This window comes from Paenilisteria portnoyi, from assembly GCF_014322795.1.
Lineage (GTDB): Bacteria > Bacillota > Bacilli > Lactobacillales > Listeriaceae > Listeria_A > Listeria_A portnoyi.
The window spans coordinates 70,165-88,876 of the sequence record NZ_JAASTT010000006.1; the positions used below are offsets into that span (position 1 = coordinate 70,165).

General features: G+C 41.7%; 19 protein-coding genes. 1 reads left to right on the forward strand and 18 read right to left on the reverse strand.

The annotated features are described in order from the left end of the window. Positions 1-37: 37 nt before the first annotated feature. From HCJ66_RS05880 to HCJ66_RS05950, 15 genes are all read right to left on the reverse strand, one after another. Positions 38-526, reverse strand: a complete 489-nt coding sequence (locus tag HCJ66_RS05880; protein ID WP_187132290.1) for a DapH/DapD/GlmU-related protein — start codon at positions 524-526, stop codon at positions 38-40. Continuing rightward, entirely contained in the window at positions 526-1,176 is a 651-nt protein-coding gene (gene ppaX, locus HCJ66_RS05885) for a pyrophosphatase PpaX (protein ID WP_187132291.1), read from the reverse strand. Before ppaX ends, HCJ66_RS05880 begins: the two co-directional genes overlap by 1 nt. A gap of 21 nt (positions 1,177-1,197) precedes the next feature. Next, positions 1,198-2,031, reverse strand: a complete 834-nt coding sequence (lgt, locus tag HCJ66_RS05890; protein ID WP_187132292.1) for a prolipoprotein diacylglyceryl transferase — start codon at positions 2,029-2,031, stop codon at positions 1,198-1,200. Between the two features lie 30 nt (positions 2,032-2,061). Beyond that, positions 2,062-3,000, reverse strand: coding sequence for an HPr(Ser) kinase/phosphatase (gene hprK, locus HCJ66_RS05895; protein ID WP_187132293.1), 939 nt, complete (start codon positions 2,998-3,000; stop codon positions 2,062-2,064). 195 nt (positions 3,001-3,195) lie between these two features. Beyond that, the gene (locus HCJ66_RS05900) at positions 3,196-3,549 is read right to left on the reverse strand and encodes a phage holin family protein (protein WP_181677394.1); all 354 of its coding nucleotides are present in this window, start codon (positions 3,547-3,549) and stop codon (positions 3,196-3,198) included. 9 nt (positions 3,550-3,558) lie between these two features. Next, the gene (locus tag HCJ66_RS05905; RefSeq protein WP_187132294.1) at positions 3,559-3,750 is read right to left on the reverse strand and encodes a PspC domain-containing protein; all 192 of its coding nucleotides are present in this window, start codon (positions 3,748-3,750) and stop codon (positions 3,559-3,561) included. Positions 3,751-3,771: 21 nt separating this feature from the next. Then, entirely contained in the window at positions 3,772-5,046 is a 1,275-nt protein-coding gene (locus HCJ66_RS05910; protein ID WP_187132353.1) for a PspC domain-containing protein, read from the reverse strand. 95 nt (positions 5,047-5,141) lie between these two features. Then, positions 5,142-6,365, reverse strand: coding sequence for a DUF4097 family beta strand repeat-containing protein (locus HCJ66_RS05915; RefSeq protein ID WP_187132295.1), 1,224 nt, complete (start codon positions 6,363-6,365; stop codon positions 5,142-5,144). 281 nt (positions 6,366-6,646) lie between these two features. Further along, positions 6,647-9,514 carry an excinuclease ABC subunit UvrA gene (gene uvrA, locus HCJ66_RS05920; protein ID WP_187132296.1) on the reverse strand — a complete coding sequence of 956 codons (2,868 nt, stop codon included), beginning with the start codon at positions 9,512-9,514 and terminating at the stop codon, positions 6,647-6,649. 6 nt (positions 9,515-9,520) lie between these two features. Then, positions 9,521-11,497 (reverse strand): excinuclease ABC subunit UvrB, encoded by a 1,977-nt coding sequence (gene uvrB / locus HCJ66_RS05925; protein WP_187132297.1) that lies wholly within the window; start codon positions 11,495-11,497, stop codon positions 9,521-9,523. A 377-nt stretch (positions 11,498-11,874) separates the two neighbouring features. Further along, entirely contained in the window at positions 11,875-12,117 is a 243-nt protein-coding gene (locus tag HCJ66_RS05930; protein WP_187132298.1) for a CsbA family protein, read from the reverse strand. A 21-nt stretch (positions 12,118-12,138) separates the two neighbouring features. Beyond that, a complete protein-coding gene (locus tag HCJ66_RS05935; protein WP_036131767.1) occupies positions 12,139-12,789 on the reverse strand; it encodes an HD domain-containing protein in 651 nt (216 codons plus the stop codon). A 13-nt stretch (positions 12,790-12,802) separates the two neighbouring features. Next, on the reverse strand, positions 12,803-13,186 hold the full coding sequence (locus HCJ66_RS05940) for a hypothetical protein (protein ID WP_187132299.1): 384 nt from the start codon (positions 13,184-13,186) through the stop codon (positions 12,803-12,805). A 143-nt stretch (positions 13,187-13,329) separates the two neighbouring features. Beyond that, positions 13,330-15,411 (reverse strand): heavy metal translocating P-type ATPase, encoded by a 2,082-nt coding sequence (locus tag HCJ66_RS05945; protein ID WP_187132300.1) that lies wholly within the window; start codon positions 15,409-15,411, stop codon positions 13,330-13,332. An 18-nt stretch (positions 15,412-15,429) separates the two neighbouring features. Beyond that, the gene (locus tag HCJ66_RS05950) at positions 15,430-15,738 is read right to left on the reverse strand and encodes an ArsR/SmtB family transcription factor (protein ID WP_036089755.1); all 309 of its coding nucleotides are present in this window, start codon (positions 15,736-15,738) and stop codon (positions 15,430-15,432) included. Between the two features lie 235 nt (positions 15,739-15,973). Between HCJ66_RS05950 and HCJ66_RS05955 the strand changes: the two genes are divergently transcribed. Continuing rightward, positions 15,974-16,369, forward strand: a complete 396-nt coding sequence (locus tag HCJ66_RS05955; RefSeq protein WP_036076692.1) for a helix-turn-helix domain-containing protein — start codon at positions 15,974-15,976, stop codon at positions 16,367-16,369. 45 nt (positions 16,370-16,414) lie between these two features. On the opposite strand, the gene phoU is transcribed toward HCJ66_RS05955, so the two are convergent. The 3 genes from phoU to pstB (HCJ66_RS05970) are packed head-to-tail and all read right to left on the reverse strand — an operon-like array spanning position 16,415 to position 18,677. Next, on the reverse strand, positions 16,415-17,074 hold the full coding sequence (gene phoU, locus HCJ66_RS05960) for a phosphate signaling complex protein PhoU (RefSeq protein ID WP_187132301.1): 660 nt from the start codon (positions 17,072-17,074) through the stop codon (positions 16,415-16,417). A gap of 12 nt (positions 17,075-17,086) precedes the next feature. Beyond that, the gene (pstB, locus tag HCJ66_RS05965) at positions 17,087-17,860 is read right to left on the reverse strand and encodes a phosphate ABC transporter ATP-binding protein PstB (protein WP_187132302.1); all 774 of its coding nucleotides are present in this window, start codon (positions 17,858-17,860) and stop codon (positions 17,087-17,089) included. 16 nt (positions 17,861-17,876) lie between these two features. After that, complete coding sequence (pstB, locus tag HCJ66_RS05970; protein ID WP_246438587.1) at positions 17,877-18,677, reverse strand: phosphate ABC transporter ATP-binding protein PstB; 801 nt, start codon at positions 18,675-18,677, stop codon at positions 17,877-17,879. Positions 18,678-18,712: the final 35 nt, after the last annotated feature.

Genomic DNA, 18,712 nt, shown 5'->3' on the forward strand with positions numbered 1-18,712 from the left:
TGTCTCCATAAAAAAACATCGTTCGCTTCCAAGCCGATTAATTCTCTAATTCACTTATCCTAACCGGATTCCCCCGAGCAAAACATCGAGCCGGTATATCCTTCGAAACAACTGTACTTGCACCAACTACCGCCCCATCGCCAATACTCACACCTGGCAAAATCGTCACATTAGCACCAATCATAACCTCATCGCCAATCACGACTTCCCCAACACGGTACTCTCGAATCAAATACTCATGCGTCAAAATCGTCGTATTAAAACCAATCACCGAATTCCGCCCAATCGTAATTTTTTCCGGATAAAAAAGATCCATCGTCACTTTATAAGCAATCGATGTATTCTCACCAATCTTCATGCCTAATCCATGCCGATAAAGCCACCGTTTTCCGCGCATAAAAGGAAAAATACGCCCGAATTCAATCACAAGCGTATTCTTCAATGTACGGCCAAACGACACGGTTTTATATACGTTCCAAAGTGGATTGACACCATGATTTGTCTCAAACCGTTTCGTTTTGCGCACTATTCTTCCCTCACGATCTCCAAAAGGTCACCCATCGATTCCAAAATATACGTTGGATTATAGCCTCTTAAATAATCTGCACCACGAATCGCCCAAGAAACACCCGCGCTTTTCACGTTCGCATTATGAGCGGCCTCCATGTCATGATAATTATCCCCAACCATAATCGCCTCATCCGCCGTCGAATTTAGCAATTTCAGCGCCATATTAATTCCTTCCGGATCTGGTTTTGGCGATGCCACTTGATCCAAACCAATCACTACTTGGAAATACTTATCCAGACCAGTCGTTTTAAGCCCTTTAAGAATCATATCGTACATCTTAGTAGAAACGATTGCTAATTTATAATCTTCCTCATACAGCGCTCTAATCGCCTCATAAACACCATCATACTCCAGAATCAATTCATCATGATGCTCCTTATTAAACGCCCGATAATGATCCACCATCTCCTGCGCGCGCTCCGGATCAAAGCCGGTAAACGTGTCAATCAACGAAGGCCCAATAAACGGTAAAATATCTTCACGTTCAAACGTCCGCTCTGGATAATAAGCTCCCAGCGTATGTTGAAACGTTTTAATAATCAATTCATTCGTATTAATCAAAGTCCCGTCTAAGTCAAACAACAATGTCGTAATTTTCCTAGTCATGTGTACTCCCTCTCTAAAACCCTATTTCTTCTTCGCAATACCGTACTTGTCTTCCAAATAATACGGACGATCCCGCTTCACTCGGAAATAAGCAATCAATGCCACCGAAAGCGCCACGAGCACAATCGAAATAAACTGCGCCATCCGAAGCGTATCCGTCAACATCAAGCTATCCGTCCGCAAGCCTTCGATAAAATAACGCCCAACCGAATACCATATAACGTACGACAAGAACAACTCTCCACGCAAAATTCGCATCCGACGCAATATAAGCAATACAATAAAGCCAAGCACATTCCAAATCGACTCATATAAAAAAGTCGGCTGATAATAAATACCGTCAATATACATCTGATTAATAATAAAATCAGGTAAGTGCAAACTCTCTAAAAAAGCACGCGTCGTTGGCCCACCGTGAGCCTCTTGATTCATAAAGTTGCCCCAACGTCCAATCGCTTGCGCAATAATCAAACTCGGCGCTACAATATCTGCCAACTGCCAAAACGAAACTTTCTTAATGCGAGAAAAGATAATCGCGGTCAACACAGAGCCAATCAACGCTCCATGAATCGCAATCCCGCCATGCCAAATTTTGATAATCTCGTTCAAATGATCCTTGTAGTAGCTCCATTCAAACAACACATAATAAATACGTGCACTGATAATCGCAATCGGAATCGCCCAAATAAGTAAATCCACCAATATTTCTTTATCTACATTACGCTTTGTCGCTTCCTGTAACGCAATAAGTAACGCCACAACAACAGCCGTCGCAATAATAACGCCATACCAACGTATCGATATTCCACCTAATTGAATGGCCACTGGATCCAGCGCCGCTAAGTTTAAATTCATCGTTCCCCTACTTTCTAAAACAGATCAATCTCAATCTGTCATGCTACTATTTTGACCAATAAGGTTGTTTAAATCTTGTGTAAAACGCTCCGCTGCATTGTAACCCATGTTTTTCAAACGGAAATTCATCGCCGCAACTTCAATAATAACCGCCAAGTTACGCCCAGGACGAACCGGCACTGTAATCTTAGGCACATCAATATCAAAAATCCGAATCCTCTCTTCATCCAAGCCAACACGGTCGTAATGCTTGTCCGGATCCCAACTTTCCAAATGTACAACAATTGTGATTTTCTTGCTCGAACGCACAGCACCAGCACCAAATAGCGTCATCACGTTGATAATTCCCAAACCACGAATCTCAAGCAAATGCTCAATAATCGGTGGTGACTGCCCAATAAGCGTCAACTCATCTTCCTGTCTAATCTCCACATTATCATCCGCAACCAACCGGTGTCCACGCTTCACAAGCTCAAGCGCCGTCTCACTTTTACCGACACCACTCGATCCCATAATCATCACACCAAGTCCGTAAATATCGACCAATACACCGTGCATCGAAATCACAGGCGCCAATCTACTTTCCAAATAATTCGTCACATATACCGATAAACGCGTTGTTTTCAACTTCGAGCGCAAAACAGGAATTTTCGCTTCCGTCGCAGCTTGCACCAACTCTTTCGGCGCTTCCAAATGGCGCGACACAACAAATGCTGGCGTCCGATTCGTACACATTTGGCGGAATCGTTTCAAACACTCATCGCTCGACATCCCCTCCGAAAAAGAAATCTCCGTCATTCCAAAAAGCTGCACCCGATCCTCTGGGTAATAAGAAAAGAAGCCAGTCAATTCTAAGCCTGGACGTGATAAGTCACTCGTCAAGATTGGTCGTTCCAATCCCTCTTCCCCACAAATCAATTCCAAATTTAGACGTTCCATTAAATCTTTCACCATTACTGATTTTGTCATGAAAGTACCTCCATTAAGTCAACAGGCACAAAGCTCAAAACACAGCCCATCCTGCTAATCCTTTTTGTCTACAATCTATATCTCATTTTAGCACTTTCTCATTTTTAAGGCTACCTATTTTTGTACATGCAAAAAGAAACCCCGAAAGTAAGCGATTCTCCATTTTGCGAAGTCCTGCTATTTCGAGGTCTCATCTTATCGTGGTTCTTTACTCCAAAGTACTGAATTGATTACCATATTAGCAAGCGACATCAGTAGCGCGATTAATAACGCTGTCCCAAACCCATCAATTTGAATGTACGTATCTAGGAAGAATGAGGTCAATTCTAACATCATCGCGTTCACAACGAATGTGAACAATCCGAGAGTAAAAATATTGATTGGCAATGTTAAAATGAGGAGAATTGGTCTCACCAACATGTTCAAAATTGCCAATACAAAGCTCGCTATCACGGCTCCTGTAAAGCCTTCTACATGGAAACTATCAAAGAATCCAGATAGTGCGACAAATAATATCGCATTAATTAAAACTCCTGCTATCCAACGCATTTACTTGGATCACTCCCAACTTGTATTAGCTGGCATAAGAACGGCTAGAATGATATAGATGAAGATTCCAGTTCCGAAAAAGAGCGATAGAATTGCCCATCCAATACGGACCAATGTAACGTCCCATCCGAAGTATTCGGCGATTCCGCCACATACGCCTGCTAGCATTTTTTGTGATGATGATTTTGTTAATTTTCTCATGTTAGTTCCTCCTAAGGTAGATTATACTTGTTTTTCTTCTAATTCGGTAATTTTAATGATGCCATTGTCCACTGCTGCTTGCAATGTCGCAACACTCATCTCTTCTGAATTTTGTGTGAACACAAGGGATTTATTAGACTCATCCCAAACTTTAGCATTTTTCAAATCAAAATAAATTTTTTCACGCTTCGTTCCAAGTGTGCCATCCACGTTCCATGTTGCTGGAATTTGGATACGAATATCGCCATGCGGTGCCTTCAAGTCAGCAGCTGTCGCTTGATCATTTTGAAGAATATAGCCTACATCACCATTTTCGGCGACAGCGACGGTTGTTTGGAAATCTCCTGTAATAGAGACATCACCTTTTGTCGTATGCAACTCGATGTTTTCAACTTTGCCACTCTTGAATAGAATTTCACCGTCCTCCGTGCTAGCAACGAGGAATTTCCCTGCAGTACCAGTTGATCTGATATCACCGTGACGAACCTTAAGCGTACTATCATCCACTTCCATATCGTCATATTTCAGGTTACCATTCAACAATTGAATTCTCACTTGCTCGTAGGCACGTTTTGGAATAGTTAATACGACATCTGTTTTCAATGCATCATTTTTGGATTCAAAAACAAAACGATCGTTGGTCATTTCAAGCGTTGTTTGGCTGAAGAAATAGTCCCACAGCTTCTCTTCGCTTAGTTGTTGGATTGCTCTAGCTTTGTTATGCACGGAAAGCACCGTACGCATCTTCACGTCGTCTTTATCCCAAGCACGAATAATGATGTCACCCGTCGCGATTTTTAATTCCATCGTACGGAAAGTCGTATTGTTAAACTCAAATTCACGAATTGGTCTTGGACGCGCAGTCTTTGGTTGCCCGTGGATTTTATTTTCTATGTTTCTACGATTTTGATGGTGATTGCCGTGGCGCTCACGAACTTCTCTTGCACGCTCGATATGACGCTGTTGCATTTCTTTAGCGCGCTCTGTATGCATCGCTTGCGCTTGTTTGATACGCTCACCTTTTGATTGCATTTTTCTTTCGTGGCGATTGTACTTGTCTTTCATCTTCTGCTGGTGGCGATCGATTACTTCATCGTAGCTTGTATTCTCGGAAGGGATGATAAACAAGGCAATAATATAAGCAATAACCCCGATCATCGTTTTCCAAGAAATAATAATAAGTACAACATAGATAATACGTAAAATGTTAGCGTCGATGCCGAGATATTCAGATAATCCGCCAAAAACCCCGCCTATTTTACGATCTGATCTGGATCTCCTTAATTTTTTGTCCATCATTGTTCCTTCCTTTCATTTATAAATATGTAACAAAACGCGCTATCCCTGAAACTATTTCGAATGAGATAATCCCAAGCGATAGCGCATCTTTCTTATTTCACGTCTTTTACTCTCACGTTACCAGTCGTTGCTTCTGCTTCGATTTTCAAAACAGCTTCATTCGATTTTGGTAGTTTTGTGAAAAGAATCGTTTTGTTTACAGAATCAGATGTCTCGTCAAGCACGTCCGCATCTGAAATTCCTAGATTAATCTTACCTAGATTCGTGTGCAATTTACCATCTACACCTAGCTCACTCGGCACTTGAACATCAATGTTACCAACACCAGTTTTTGTTTTCAAGAAACTAGAATCATGGTTCGTTAATGTAAATGAAATATTTCCTGTTTTTGTTTGTAGATTAGTTGAATCGAATGCACCTTTAGCAGAAACATTACCGTGGAATGTTTTTAGCGACAAGTCACGAACCGTACCACTGTTGACACGGACATTTCCATTGATAGATTCAATCTCTGTTAGTGTCGTGTTCAACGTACCTATGCTGATATTACCATTCGTTGTTTTTGCAAACATGTCGCGACCTGTCAAGCCTTCAATATGAAGATTACCGTTCAAAATCTTGATAGATACATAATCATATTCGCGTTCTGGCAAGTACACCGTCAAGTTCGTTACCACTTGTTTTGATGGTGATTGGAAACGTAAAGTCTCTTCGTCCACACGCAATGTCGTTTTGTCAAAGAAGATTTGTAATGCTTCCTCTTCTGGATACTCTTTGAAAAGCTTGATATTCGCGTGTACCTTCACGTCGTTGCTATCCCATGTCTTGAATTCCACATTACCGTTCGCAATTTCAAACTCTAAAATCGATAAAGTCGTGTCATGATAAACAAAATCACGTTCTAATTTCGTAGATGTCAAGAATGGAATTGGCATATCCTTCACTTGCTCGAAAGCACTGTTCAAAAATTTACCGAACTTTTCTCCTGCTTGAGAAAGCTCATCCATGATTTGGCGACCAGTGTCTTGCTGTTTCTCTTGACCAGCTTCTGGTTTTTGTTTTGGTTGTGGGCGTTTCTTGTAAGAAGCACCACCACGATAAGGATTTTCTTTCGTATTCCAACCTTGCGAATAATCGTATTCTTCTTCCACAACCTCTTCTTCCACATCGTCTACTGTTTGAGAAGAACGAATATCCTCTGCCGCTGCACTTTTACCTTCTTTTTTGGAAATATTCTCAAGTAAGGTTAGCGCTTCTTCCGTGGAAATAATACCTTGTTTCACTAATTCTAAAATTCGTTTGCGTTCGTTTTCCATTGTTTCTTCCTCCTCGTGGAAATATAGCGATATCCATTAAGTATTTGTAAACTAAATTATTGGTTTCTAACTGATAACTCTATTATGACGGACAAGACGATTTCTGTCATACAACCAGAGTATGATTATTGCTTTAGACTTTCGGCACTCTGGGAATAGGTGTATACGCAAAAAAAATCGGCGGCAAGCGTTCGCAATGCGAATGCTTGCCGCCGATTTGTGTGAAGCTTAGTTTACGTCCTACCAAGAAAATTGGGTTGGGCGCTCTTCAGCTTATTTTGTTAGTCTGCTTTGCTTGCTATTTTTTCTTTCATTCTGGCTTTATCACGGGTTAGGATTGGCTTGAGGTATTTTCCAGTGTAAGATTTGGCTACTTTTGCGACTTGTTCTGGTGTGCCTTTTGCGATGATTTGGCCGCCACCATCTCCGCCTTCTGGTCCTAAGTCAATGACATGATCGGCTTGTTTGATAACGTCTAAATTGTGCTCTATTACTAGAACGGTATCGCCATTTTCATCTACTAAACGCTGTAATACTTTGAGTAAGCGCGCGATGTCATCTGCGTGTAAACCAGTTGTTGGCTCATCTAAAATATAGAATGACTTACCATTACTGCGTTTGTGCAATTCGGAGGCTAGTTTCACACGTTGCGCTTCTCCGCCTGATAGCGTCGTTGCGGGTTGTCCTAAACGAATATATCCTAGCCCCACGTCTACTATTGTTTGTAGTTTACGGCTTATACGCGGAAGGTTTTTAAAGAAATCTAAGCCTTCTTCTACCGTCATATTTAATACTTCAGCAATATTTTTCCCTTTAAAACGGATATCTAGTGTCTCACTATTATACCGTTTACCATGACAAATTTCACACGGTACATACACATCAGGCAAGAAATGCATCTCTATTTTGATAATGCCATCGCCTTTACATGCTTCACAACGACCACCTTTTACGTTGAAACTGAAGCGACCTTTTTTGTAGCCACGAATTTTTGCTTCGTTTGTGGACGCGAATAAATCACGGATATCATCGAATACGCCTGTGTAAGTAGCTGGGTTGGAACGAGGTGTCCGCCCAATTGGGGATTGATCGATGTCGATAATCTTCTCTAGGTGCTCCATTCCATTTATTGCTTTGTGTTCCCCAGGTTTGGCGTGTGCCCGATTAAGATGTCGCGATAAAGCTTTGCGAAGTACTTCATTCACTAGCGAGCTTTTTCCAGATCCAGAAACCCCAGTCACGCATGTAAAAGTTCCTAATGGGAATGTCGCGGTCACATTTTTTAGGTTATTTGCTTTGGCACCGACGACTTCTAGCTTATTACCACTGCCTTTACGACGAGCAGAGGGAATTGGGATAAACTTCTTTCCAGATAAATAGGCGCCTGTGATAGAATTCTTATTATTCCGCACTTCTTCAGGCGTTCCAGCAGCGACAACTTCTCCACCATGTTCTCCAGCACCTGGACCAATATCGATTAAATAGTCCGCTGCGAGCATTGTATCCTCATCGTGTTCTACTACAATCAGTGTATTACCAATATCGCGCATGCTTTGAAGTGTATGAACCAGTCGATCGTTGTCGCGTTGATGCAATCCAATCGAAGGCTCATCCAAAATATACAATACACCTGTTAAGCGTGAACCAATCTGTGTTGCCAACCGAATCCGTTGCGCCTCTCCACCCGAAAGCGTTCCAGCAGCGCGGCTCAATGTTAAATAATCCAATCCAACATTCTTCAAAAATCCTAAGCGTTGTTTTACTTCTTTCAAAATTGGTTTCGCAATCTGCGTTTCTTTTTCAGATAGGGTCACTTCATCGAAAAAATTCAGTGCTTCAATAATGGAGAAATTACTCACGTCACCGAGATGTGTCTTATTAATTTTAACGGCTAGCGCTTCTTCTTTAAGACGATAGCCTTTACAAGATGGGCATGGTAAATCCGTCATGTATTGTGCCATTTGCTCTCTAGTGAAATCTGAACTTGTTTCGCGATAACGACGCTCCACGTTGAGGATGATGCCCTCAAACGGTATATTTGTTTCACGCGTCATTCCAAAATCATTTTTATATTCAAAGTAGAACTCTTTACCGTTTGAACCGTTCAGGATAATATCTAAATGCTCTTTCGGTAAATCTTCTAATGGTGTATCCATGTCAATAGCGAACTCTTTACAAGCCGCCGCAAGCATTTTCGGATAGTATTGAGAGCTGATCGGCTTCCAAGGAATAATAGCTCCGTCGTTAAGTGATAGACTCATATCTGGGATAACTGTATCAATATCTACTTCTAATTTCGTCCCAAGGCCATCACATGTTGGACAAGCACCAAATGGACTGTTAAAGGAGAACATTCTTGGCTCTAACTCACCAACAGAAAAACCACAGTATGGACAAGCGTAATGTTCGCTAAATAGTAATTCTTTATCGCCAATAACATCAACAACAGCATAACCATCTGCTAATCTCAATGCCGACTCGATAGAATCGAATAAGCGAGAGGTAACGCCTTCCTTCACAACGATACGGTCAATCACGATATCAATAGAGTGTTTCTTGTTCTTTTCAAGCTCAATCTCGTCTCCAATATCATACATATCTCCGTCGATACGAACGCGCACATAGCCCTCTTTTTTAATACCTTCTAACGTTTTCTTGTGTGCACCCTTTTTACCTGAAACTATCGGTGCTAGAATCTGTATACGCGTTTTATCTGGCAATTCTAAAACACGATCTACCATCTGCTCAATCGTTTGTGATGAAATCTCAATACCATGATTGGGGCAAACCGGATGTCCTACTCGTGCATACATCAGACGTAAATAATCATGGATTTCCGTGACAGTCCCTACTGTTGATCGTGGATTTCGACTCGTTGTCTTTTGGTCAATAGATATCGCTGGTGATAAACCTTCAATTAAATCTACATCCGGTTTATCCATTTGACCTAAAAATTGACGTGCATAAGAAGATAGCGATTCCACGTAGCGTCGTTGTCCTTCTGCGTAAATCGTATCAAAAGCTAGCGACGATTTCCCCGAACCAGACAAGCCTGTCATAACAACAAGCTTATCTCGTGGAATTTCGACATTAATATTTTTTAAATTGTTGGCTCTTGCGCCTTGTATCACAATTTTATCTTTTTCCAACTCTAATCATCCTTCCGCTTTTAACTCGAGTAAGGTATCACGAAGTTGCGCTGCACGTTCAAAGTCGAGTGCTTTTGCCGCATCTTTCATTTCATGTTCTAATTCTTCGATAAATGCCATTCGTTCTTTCTTATTCATCTTGCTAAGGTCTTTCAGGTGCTCAGCTTCTCTTGTTTCAGCAGCAGTTGTTGCAGCGATGACCCCACGAACATCCTTAATAATCGTTTGCGGCGTAATACCATGCTCTAAGTTATAAGCCTCTTGTATCTCACGACGGCGCGATGTCTCACTAATTGCAAACTTCATAGAATCCGTCATCTTGTCCGCATACATAATAACTTTACCGTTCTGATTACGCGCGGCACGACCAATTGTTTGGACGAGAGAACGCTCTGAGCGGAGGAAGCCTTCTTTATCAGCATCAAGAATTGTGACTAACGAGACCTCTGGTATATCGATTCCTTCACGTAACAAGTTAATCCCAACAAGGACATCATACACACCAAGTCGCAAGTCCCGAATAATCTCAATCCGTTCCAACGTCTTAACTTCTGAATGCAGATATTGCACTTTAATACCAGTTTCCTTCAAATAATCCGTTAAATCCTCTGACATTTTCTTCGTTAGCGTTGTAATCAAAACACGTTCATTTTTCTTAATACGTTCATTTATTTCATCTATCAAATCATCAATTTGTCCTTCGATTGGTCGAATTTCTATAATCGGATCAAGCAGACCTGTAGGACGAATGATTTGTTGAATAACATCTGGATTTAAGGCCAGTTCATATGGACCCGGTGTCGCCGAAATATACATAATTTGATTGACATGCTTCTCAAATTCCTCTAAACGCAACGGACGATTATCCAGTGCCGATGGAAGCCTGAAACCATGATCTACCAACATCTGTTTGCGCGCTTGGTCCCCATTGTACATACCACGAATTTGCGGCATCGTTACGTGGGATTCATCAATAACTATTTGGAAATCATCCGGGAAAAAGTCTAACAGCGTATAAGGCGTGGAGCCAGCTTCGCGCAAACCTAAATGACGTGAATAGTTCTCAACGCCCGAACAATAACCCATCTCTTCCATCATTTCAATATCATAATTCGTACGTTGCTCCAAACGCTGTGCCTCGAGCAGTTTATTATCTTCACGCAGTACTTTCAAGCGGTCCTCTAACTCCGCCTTAATGTTCACAATTGCCTTCTTCATAATATCTGGACGCGTAACAAAGTGGGACGCTGGGAAAATAGATACGTGTTCCCGTTCTCCAATTATTTCACCTGTTAGGGCATCCACTTCACGAATCCGCTCAATTTCATCGCCAAAAAATTCGACACGCATACAGTGTTCATCACGTGACGCTGGGAAAATCTCCACAACATCTCCGCGGACACGAAAACGACCGCGCTGGAAATCAATATCGTTACGATCATACTGTATTTCTACTAAATCGCGTAACAATTGATCGCGGCTAATCTCCATTCCAGGTCGCAAGGAAACAAGCATAGCACCATATTCTTCTGGAGAACCCAATCCGTAAATACAGGACACACTGGCTATAATAATAACATCTCGTCGTTCAAACAAAGATGCTGTCGCAGAATGTCGCAATTTATCAATTTCATCATTCACACTGGAATCCTTTTCTATGAAGGTATCTGTTTGCGGTACATATGCCTCTGGTTGATAGTAATCATAGTAACTTACAAAATATTCCACTGCGTTATCTGGAAAAAACTCTTTAAATTCACTATATAGTTGTCCTGCCAACGTCTTATTATGAGCGATGACCAGGGTTGGCTTATTGACTTCTTGAATCACATTAGAAACTGTAAACGTCTTCCCTGTTCCAGTTGCCCCAAGTAAGGTTTGATGTTTTACACCGTTGTTAAGGCCTGCAACCAATTTCTCGATAGCTTTCGGTTGATCCCCTTGTGGCGTGTATTTCGAAACTAGTTGAAATGTATCCTTCACCTTTTCTCCTCCTTTAGCAAAACGAAAGTGAGTCTAGGCAAATCCCAGACTCATCACATGTATTCATTTTATCATAATTGTTCCAAATTCGCTAGTAAAAAGCGAACGTATTTTCGCATCCATGTAACACGAAGAGGATGGAACATAATCCTAATAAATCGGCGACAAGCGTTCGCATTCAGGGGATTTGGCGGACTTCCGGTTCTCACATACACAAGTATGCTCCGCTTCCGGCTTCCACCAAATCCCCTGAATACAAACGCTTTCGCTCGATTTGTGTAAAGCAGAATTTTTCGTCCTACCCGAAGAAATGGGAGAGCGTTTTTGCTTTATCTTGAATTTGTCTCAACCTCTTTCATCATATACACGCGCCTTTTTCACACTTCTTTGTCTGCCTGACGCAACCTGCCCAGCATCCGTGTTGCTAGGAAGAATCCCACCGTCATCGAAATCGCGTCTAGACATATGAGCCACCACGTATTTGTGAAACCCATGCGAGCAGAAACAGCTATTAAAATCACGGTTAACCCTAAACCTACGAAACGCTGGTACGTAATTCGCGATAATATGATAACCAACAATCCTGGAAAAATTAATGCCGAAATTAGCTGATCCCACATAGGCTTCGCTCTCCCTCTTTTTTAACTATCCGCTTTTAAAACGCGTGCTTTGATTTCATCTGTTAAAGCTGGTAAATCCGTTTTTTCAATCCCTTTTTCTGCGAGTAGGTCTGGTAATATTTCACGTAAGAAGTACTGGACACAGTTCATGTCGCGGAATTGATAGATCGTTTCTAGTGCTTCGCTGTAAATCTTTGTGAAGGTTGGTTCTGGATTGCCTTTCTGGATTTCGCCGAATGATTCGTACAGCAAGTCTACTTTATCAGCCACCGCCAAAATTTGTCCTTCTAACGTATCGTCTTTGCCTTCTTTAAGTAAAACGTGATAAATCGCTTGAAACTCTTTCGGAATCTCATTGTTAATGAAGTTTCGCGTCATCGTTTCTTCTACTTCGGATAGCATTTCGCGAAGTTCTGCGGTGGCATATTTGACGGGTGTTTTGATATCCCCAATGAATAATTCTGGATAATCATGATTCAGTGCCTTTTCATATAAAGCCCGCCAATTAACGGTTTGACCAGCTTGTTCCTCTACGTTACCTAAGAACTGCGCCACTTGAGTCACTTTGAATGAATGCTCCGCAACTGAGTGTTCTTGATATTTGAACTTGCCTGGACAACGGTAAATATTCTCTAAATCAGATAAGCTGCGAAAGTATTGATGGATTCCCATTTTGCTTCACTCCTCATTGTTCATCTTGTTTTTTATTGTCTGGATGCGTATTTTCTACTTCACGCATGATTAAAGCCGAGCTGAAGCCGAGTAAGGCGATAATAGCCGCCGAATATTGTCTGAAATTGTCTGCTGCAAAAATATAGATAAGTCCCATAAAAATAAGTGTCGTCAAGATTCCCCACGTGAATAATTTATGCCCGCGCGTGACGCCAACTTTCATAACGGAATAAATCCCAACATAGCAAACCGCTTGAATCAAAATGAATTGGACGATAGAAATGATAATGACTGATGTTAGATCATCGTTGAACATTACTGCTGCAACAGAGACGGCTAGTAGGACTATGATGCCTAAAATAACGATTATTTTTTTGCTATTAGATAGTTGCTTCATGTTCTTCCCCCAAATGGTTTTCTTTTTTTACTAGTATAACGAGGATGCGTATTGATAGCAACCTAAAACACTTGCTAGTATGCGGTTTATCGGTTTATTTCAACAAAAACAAGAAGCATTGCTACTCCTTGTTTTTTGCTCGCTTATTTAATTTCTTTTTCAGCTTTACTTCGGAATAAGATGGAAAGTCCGAAGATGGTTACAACGATGGTTGCGCCCATATCTGCCATGATTGCCATCCATAGGGTTAGATAGCCTGTTAGAGCGAGTAATAACGCTACTATTTTGAGGCCTAACGCGAAAGCGATATTGAATCCTACGACGAATCGTACCTTTTTAGCGATTTTTACTGTAATTGGTAATTTGCCTAAATGGTCCTGCATAAGTACGATATCTGCCACTTCAATCGCGCTGTCGGTCCCTTTACCCATTGCGATTCCAAGGTCAGCGGTTGCGAGGGCTGGGGAGTCGTTAATACCATCGCCAACCATTGCAATACTACCATTTTGAGTCTGAAGTTCGCCGATTTTAGTTAATTTATCTTCTGGTAGCAAACTTGCATAATAGTGATCGATGCCGATTTCGTTCGCTACTTTTTCAGCAGTTTTTTCATGGTCGCCGGTTAGCATAATAATATTGGTTATGCCCTCTTTATGAAGCTCTGTCACGAGTTGTTTACTTTCTTTGCGCAGAGCATCTTGAATACCAAACATGCCGAGAACTGTGGTTTCTGATGCAGTAATAACGACTGTATATCCTGCTTCTTTCAGTGCTTTGACGTCCATTCTAGCCGCGTCTGTCCAACTCGATTCTGGGATTTGTTGCTCGTTACCCAAGAAATACTGTTTTCCTTCGAATGTGCCAACGAGTCCTTTTCCGCCAATCGTCGTTAAGCTGTCCATTTCTGCACTCACTGAACCGATACGAGCGATGATGGCAGCTGCGATCGGATGTCCTGAGCTTTGTTCCATCATACTGGAAATTTGGAAAAAGTTCGCTTCATCATACACAATTTCTTTCTCAACAGCTGGTTTTCCTTCTGTTAGCGTCCCTGTTTTATCGAACGCAATTTGTTTCGTTTTGGCAAGTTGTTCTAAGAAAACGCCACCTTTAATCAAAACACCGTTCTTGGCGCTACGTGTAATTCCAGAAACAATCGCAACGGGTGAAGATAGGATTAGCGCGCATGGACAACCGATAATTAATACGGCGAGTCCTTCATAAACCCAGTGACTCCAAGCTCCACCGAAGAAAAGTGGGGGCACGATAGTCACTAATACGGCAAACATCATAATAATTGGTGTGTAATATTTCGCAAACCGATCGATGAATAGTTCTGTCGGCGTCTTCGTTTCCTGTGCTTCCTCTACCAAATGCAAAATTTTAGCTAGCGACGAGTCCTCATAAACAGCAGTGATTTCAGCTTTTAGCGTTCCTTCATTATTGACCGAACCGCCAAACAAGGCGTCACCAATTTGTTTTTCAACGGGCATCGACTCCCCCGTAATCGCGGCTTCGTTCACAGAGCTTTTTCCATCAACAATCACAGCGTCAGACGGTACTTTTCCGCCTGCTTTAATCAAAATCATGTCGCCAAGTCGCAAGTCAGTAATCGGTACTTCTGTTGCAACACCATCTTTCAAAAGGTTCGCCGTTTTTGGCACAACTTTCAATAATTCAGCCATCGACTTGCGTGCTTGGCGCATTCCGAAGCCTTCCAAATATTCATTCACGCCGAATAATATCGCAACGACCGTTCCTTCACGCCAGTCCCCAATAATAAAGGCACCGACTAGCGCAACCGTCATCAATGTATCGATATTAAACTTCAAACGGAATAAATTCTTGAGCCCTTTGAAGAACGTTTGGTACCCGCTGAGTGCTGCCGCAACGAAATAAATACTGAAAGATCCCCACGTTGGCATATATTTATCCGTAAAAAAGGCGAGGAAGAATAGCAGCGTTGAAATGACAATCTGAACGATGAGCTTCGTGTCGCCATGGCTGTGGTCATGATCGTGCTCGCCATCTGGTTGCACAATCGAAACACCTTCTTGTTTCAATATTTTTTCTACTTCCGGCATCGCCATCTTATTCGAAATAATCATTTTCCCAGAGTTATAGAGTACTTTCGCATCCTTGCCATGCTTCAATTGCTTCATTTCGGCTTCCATTTCTTGCGCGCAGTGTGCACAAGAAAGCCCACTTAATTTGAATTCTGCCATTGTCCTCCTCGTCCCTTCTCAATTTGTGTGTTCCACGTGCCTAATCGCTTGCGAGAGCAGTTCCAGAACGTGGTTGTCATCTTGCGTATAATAAATCGTCGTGCCTTCACGTCTTGATTTCACTAAGCGTAAATTTTTTAAAAAGCGTAATTGATGGGAAACTGTCGTCTGATTGAAACCCAGTGTCCGCGCAATATCGTTCACCGAATACTCTTGATCTTGCACCAAGTTTAAAATTTGAACACGCGTCGGATCAGCCAATGCTTTAAAAATTTGCGTTACACCAAAAAGTGTTTCTTCGCCTAATAGTTGTTTGCTTTGTTCCATCTCTTATCACTCCAATTCTCGTATATGTTCACATACACATATAATAGACCAAAAAACGAAACTTAGCAAGGTTTAGCCAGCACAACTTTTAATATATGTTTATATACACATATATTAATATAGATTTGATAAAATTGCAAGTATTTCAGTCACTATGTACAAAATGAGTTTATTTATGTAAAAAAAGAGCTCAATCCGCAAAATCATGATATAATTTACACAAAGGAGTGATAGCATGCCAGATTTAAGCGGACGATTGACAGTTTTAAGGGAAAAGCAAGGCTGGTCGAAAGCCGAAACAGCAAGAAGACTCGGACTGAAGGCCCCTTCTACATACGGTAACTGGGAGTATGGCATTCGAGAACCGGATTTGGATACGGTTCGCCATATTGCAACGTTATTTGATGTTTCGGTAGATTATCTAATTGGCCAAAATAGTGAACCCTCATATAAACCGGTCACAACGAAAGAAAAGAACGACATCGCAAAACGAATCGAAAAAATAATTGAGGATTTGCGTTACGAGGAACATCAACATTTAAACGGGGAATACTTGCAAGAAGAAACGACAGAATTTATTATGGATTCCCTTGAATTCACTTTGAAACAAGCTCGGAAATTAAATAATTGATACATGAAAAACTCTGTCACATCACCGTGGCAGAGTTTTTTTACATTAGTTATTCAATTCTTCAATTTCGCCACTCTTCAAATACACAATCCATTCGCAGACGTTCGTTACATAGTCCCCAATCCGCTCCAAATACTGTGCAACAAGGAGTAAATACGAAATCTCCTCTAAATGATCTGGGTCTTCTTGCATGAAATGGATACATTTTGTATAAATGACGCGTTGGAGTTTATCTACTTCATTATCACGCGTTGCTATTTCGCGAGCCGCCTCTTCGTCCTCTGCCAGATAGGCTTTGAGAACGTCATGTACCATTATTTTGACGATATCGCCCATCTCTTGAATTTCTGGAATTGGCTTCACGACTTTTGTTCGACCGACTAGAATGGTTGTTTTTGCAATGCTGACGGCGTGGTCACCAATTCGCTCCAAATCCGAACTCGCTTTTAAAACCGTGACAATTTTGCGAAGATCAATGCCTACTGGTTGTTGAAGCGCAATGAGTTCAAACGATCTTTGTTCCAGCGCCAACTCCATATTATTGATAGAGCGGTCGCTTGCAATCACGTTTTCCGCTAACTCATGATCTCGGTTAACAAGAGACTTAACGGCTTTGTAAATCGCCTCGTTGACTAGCATTCCCATCTCGAGTAAGTGTTGGTGCAGCTCATTTAACTGTTCATTAAAAATTCTTCTAACTGGCATATGCTTCGCTCCTTATCCAAATCGTCCTGAGATATAGTCTTGCGTTTGTTGTTCTGCTGGATTCGTGAAAATGGTGGTTGTATCAGTGAATTCAATGATTTCTCCGTTGAGGAAAAAGGCTGTCTCATCAGAAATACGCGATGCTTGTTGCATATTATGCGTCACGATAACGATGGTATACTCTTTTTTCAACTCTAAAATTAGATTTTCCATTTTAGCTGTGGAAATTGGATCGAGCGCAGAGGTTGGCTCATCCATTAGGATAACTTCTGGTTGTACTGCCAGAACCCGCGCGATGCAAAGCCGTTGTTGCTGTCCGCCAGACATGCCTAGCGCTGATTTGTGCAAACGATCATGTACTTCATCCCAAAGCGCCGCCTGACGTAAGCTACGTTCGACGATTTCATCAAGTTTTTTCTTATTTTTGACGCCGTGTGTTCTTGGTCCGTATGCAACGTTATCGTAAATCGAAAAGGGGAATGGATTTGGTTGTTGGAAGACCATCCCGACTTTTTTGCGTAAATTTACCGTGTCGATTTTGGAGCTTTGGATATTTTGATCGGCGACTTTGATTTCACCTTTGATTGTGACGTTTGGAATCAGATCATTCATTCGGTTCAATGTGCGGAGAAAAGTAGATTTCCCACATCCAGACGGCCCTATAAGCGCTGTGACCCGATTTTTCTTGAAGTTTAGACTAATCTTATTTAGCGCTTGTTTTTGCCCGTAGAAAAGGTCTACGTCTCTTGTTTCGATGACGAATTCTGTGTCCGTTACTGTTGTCATTGGGGTGGCTCCTTTCCTATCCAAAGTTTCCGGAGATATAGTCTTGTGTTTGTTTATTAGACGGGTTGGTGAATAATGTCGACGTATCGCTCACTTCCACTACTTTTCCGAGGTAGAAAAAGGCAGTGTGATCGGATACCCGAGCGGCTTGTTGCATATTGTGTGTTACGATAATAATCGTGTATTTTTTCTTCAATTCATGGATTAAATCCTCTATCTTACTCGTTGAAATCGGATCAAGTGCGGAGGCCGGTTCGTCTAGTAGCAAAACTTCTGGCTGCATCGCAATCGCGCGCGCAATGCATAGGCGTTGTTGCTGTCCGCCAGACAAAGATAAGGCGCTTTTGCCTAAATCATCTTTAACTTCATCCCAAAGTGCGGCGCTACGCAGACTCTTCTCGACACGTTCTGCGAGCTCGGCTTTATTTTTCATACCGTGACGCTTCAAACTAAAAGCAATATTTTCAAAAATCGATTTTGTGAATGGATTCGGCTTTTGGAATACCATCCCGATTTCTTTGCGAACGTTATATAAATCCACTTCTTTGCGGTTAATGTTGATGCCGTTATATAGAATTTCGCCTTCCATTCGGCAGCCATCGATTTCGTCATTCATTCGATTGAGCGCGCGGAGATACGTCGATTTCCCGCATCCGGACGGGCCAATCAGAGCTGTCACTTGGTTTTCATGGAATTCTAAGTCGACACCTTGAATCGCGTGGTTGTCGCCGTAATAGACGTGCAAATCATTGGTTGCCATTGCGGGCGCGCCTGCTGTCACGATTTCGTCTTTTGCTTCATTTATCGCGAACGACATATTAGTAGTTGCCATCATTTTACAAAACTCCTTTT

Coding starts and splice junctions, on each gene's coding strand:
- ppaX (WP_187132291.1), bottom strand. CDS start 1,176: ATGACTAGGAAAATTACGACATTGTTGTTTGACTTAGACGGGACTTTG.
- lgt (WP_187132292.1), bottom strand. CDS start 2,031: ATGAATTTAAACTTAGCGGCGCTGGATCCAGTGGCCATTCAATTAGGT.
- hprK (WP_187132293.1), bottom strand. CDS start 3,000: ATGACAAAATCAGTAATGGTGAAAGATTTAATGGAACGTCTAAATTTG.
- HCJ66_RS05900 (WP_181677394.1), bottom strand. CDS start 3,549: ATGCGTTGGATAGCAGGAGTTTTAATTAATGCGATATTATTTGTCGCA.
- HCJ66_RS05905 (WP_187132294.1), bottom strand. CDS start 3,750: ATGAGAAAATTAACAAAATCATCATCACAAAAAATGCTAGCAGGCGTA.
- HCJ66_RS05910 (WP_187132353.1), bottom strand. CDS start 5,046: ATGGACAAAAAATTAAGGAGATCCAGATCAGATCGTAAAATAGGCGGG.
- HCJ66_RS05915 (WP_187132295.1), bottom strand. CDS start 6,365: ATGGAAAACGAACGCAAACGAATTTTAGAATTAGTGAAACAAGGTATT.
- HCJ66_RS05930 (WP_187132298.1), bottom strand. CDS start 12,117: ATGTGGGATCAGCTAATTTCGGCATTAATTTTTCCAGGATTGTTGGTT.
- HCJ66_RS05935 (WP_036131767.1), bottom strand. CDS start 12,789: ATGGGAATCCATCAATACTTTCGCAGCTTATCTGATTTAGAGAATATT.
- HCJ66_RS05940 (WP_187132299.1), bottom strand. CDS start 13,186: ATGAAGCAACTATCTAATAGCAAAAAAATAATCGTTATTTTAGGCATC.
- HCJ66_RS05945 (WP_187132300.1), bottom strand. CDS start 15,411: ATGGCAGAATTCAAATTAAGTGGGCTTTCTTGTGCACACTGCGCGCAA.
- HCJ66_RS05950 (WP_036089755.1), bottom strand. CDS start 15,738: ATGGAACAAAGCAAACAACTATTAGGCGAAGAAACACTTTTTGGTGTA.
- HCJ66_RS05955 (WP_036076692.1), top strand. CDS start 15,974: ATGCCAGATTTAAGCGGACGATTGACAGTTTTAAGGGAAAAGCAAGGC.
- phoU (WP_187132301.1), bottom strand. CDS start 17,074: ATGCCAGTTAGAAGAATTTTTAATGAACAGTTAAATGAGCTGCACCAA.
- pstB (WP_187132302.1), bottom strand. CDS start 17,860: ATGACAACAGTAACGGACACAGAATTCGTCATCGAAACAAGAGACGTA.
- pstB (WP_246438587.1), bottom strand. CDS start 18,677: ATGTCGTTCGCGATAAATGAAGCAAAAGACGAAATCGTGACAGCAGGC.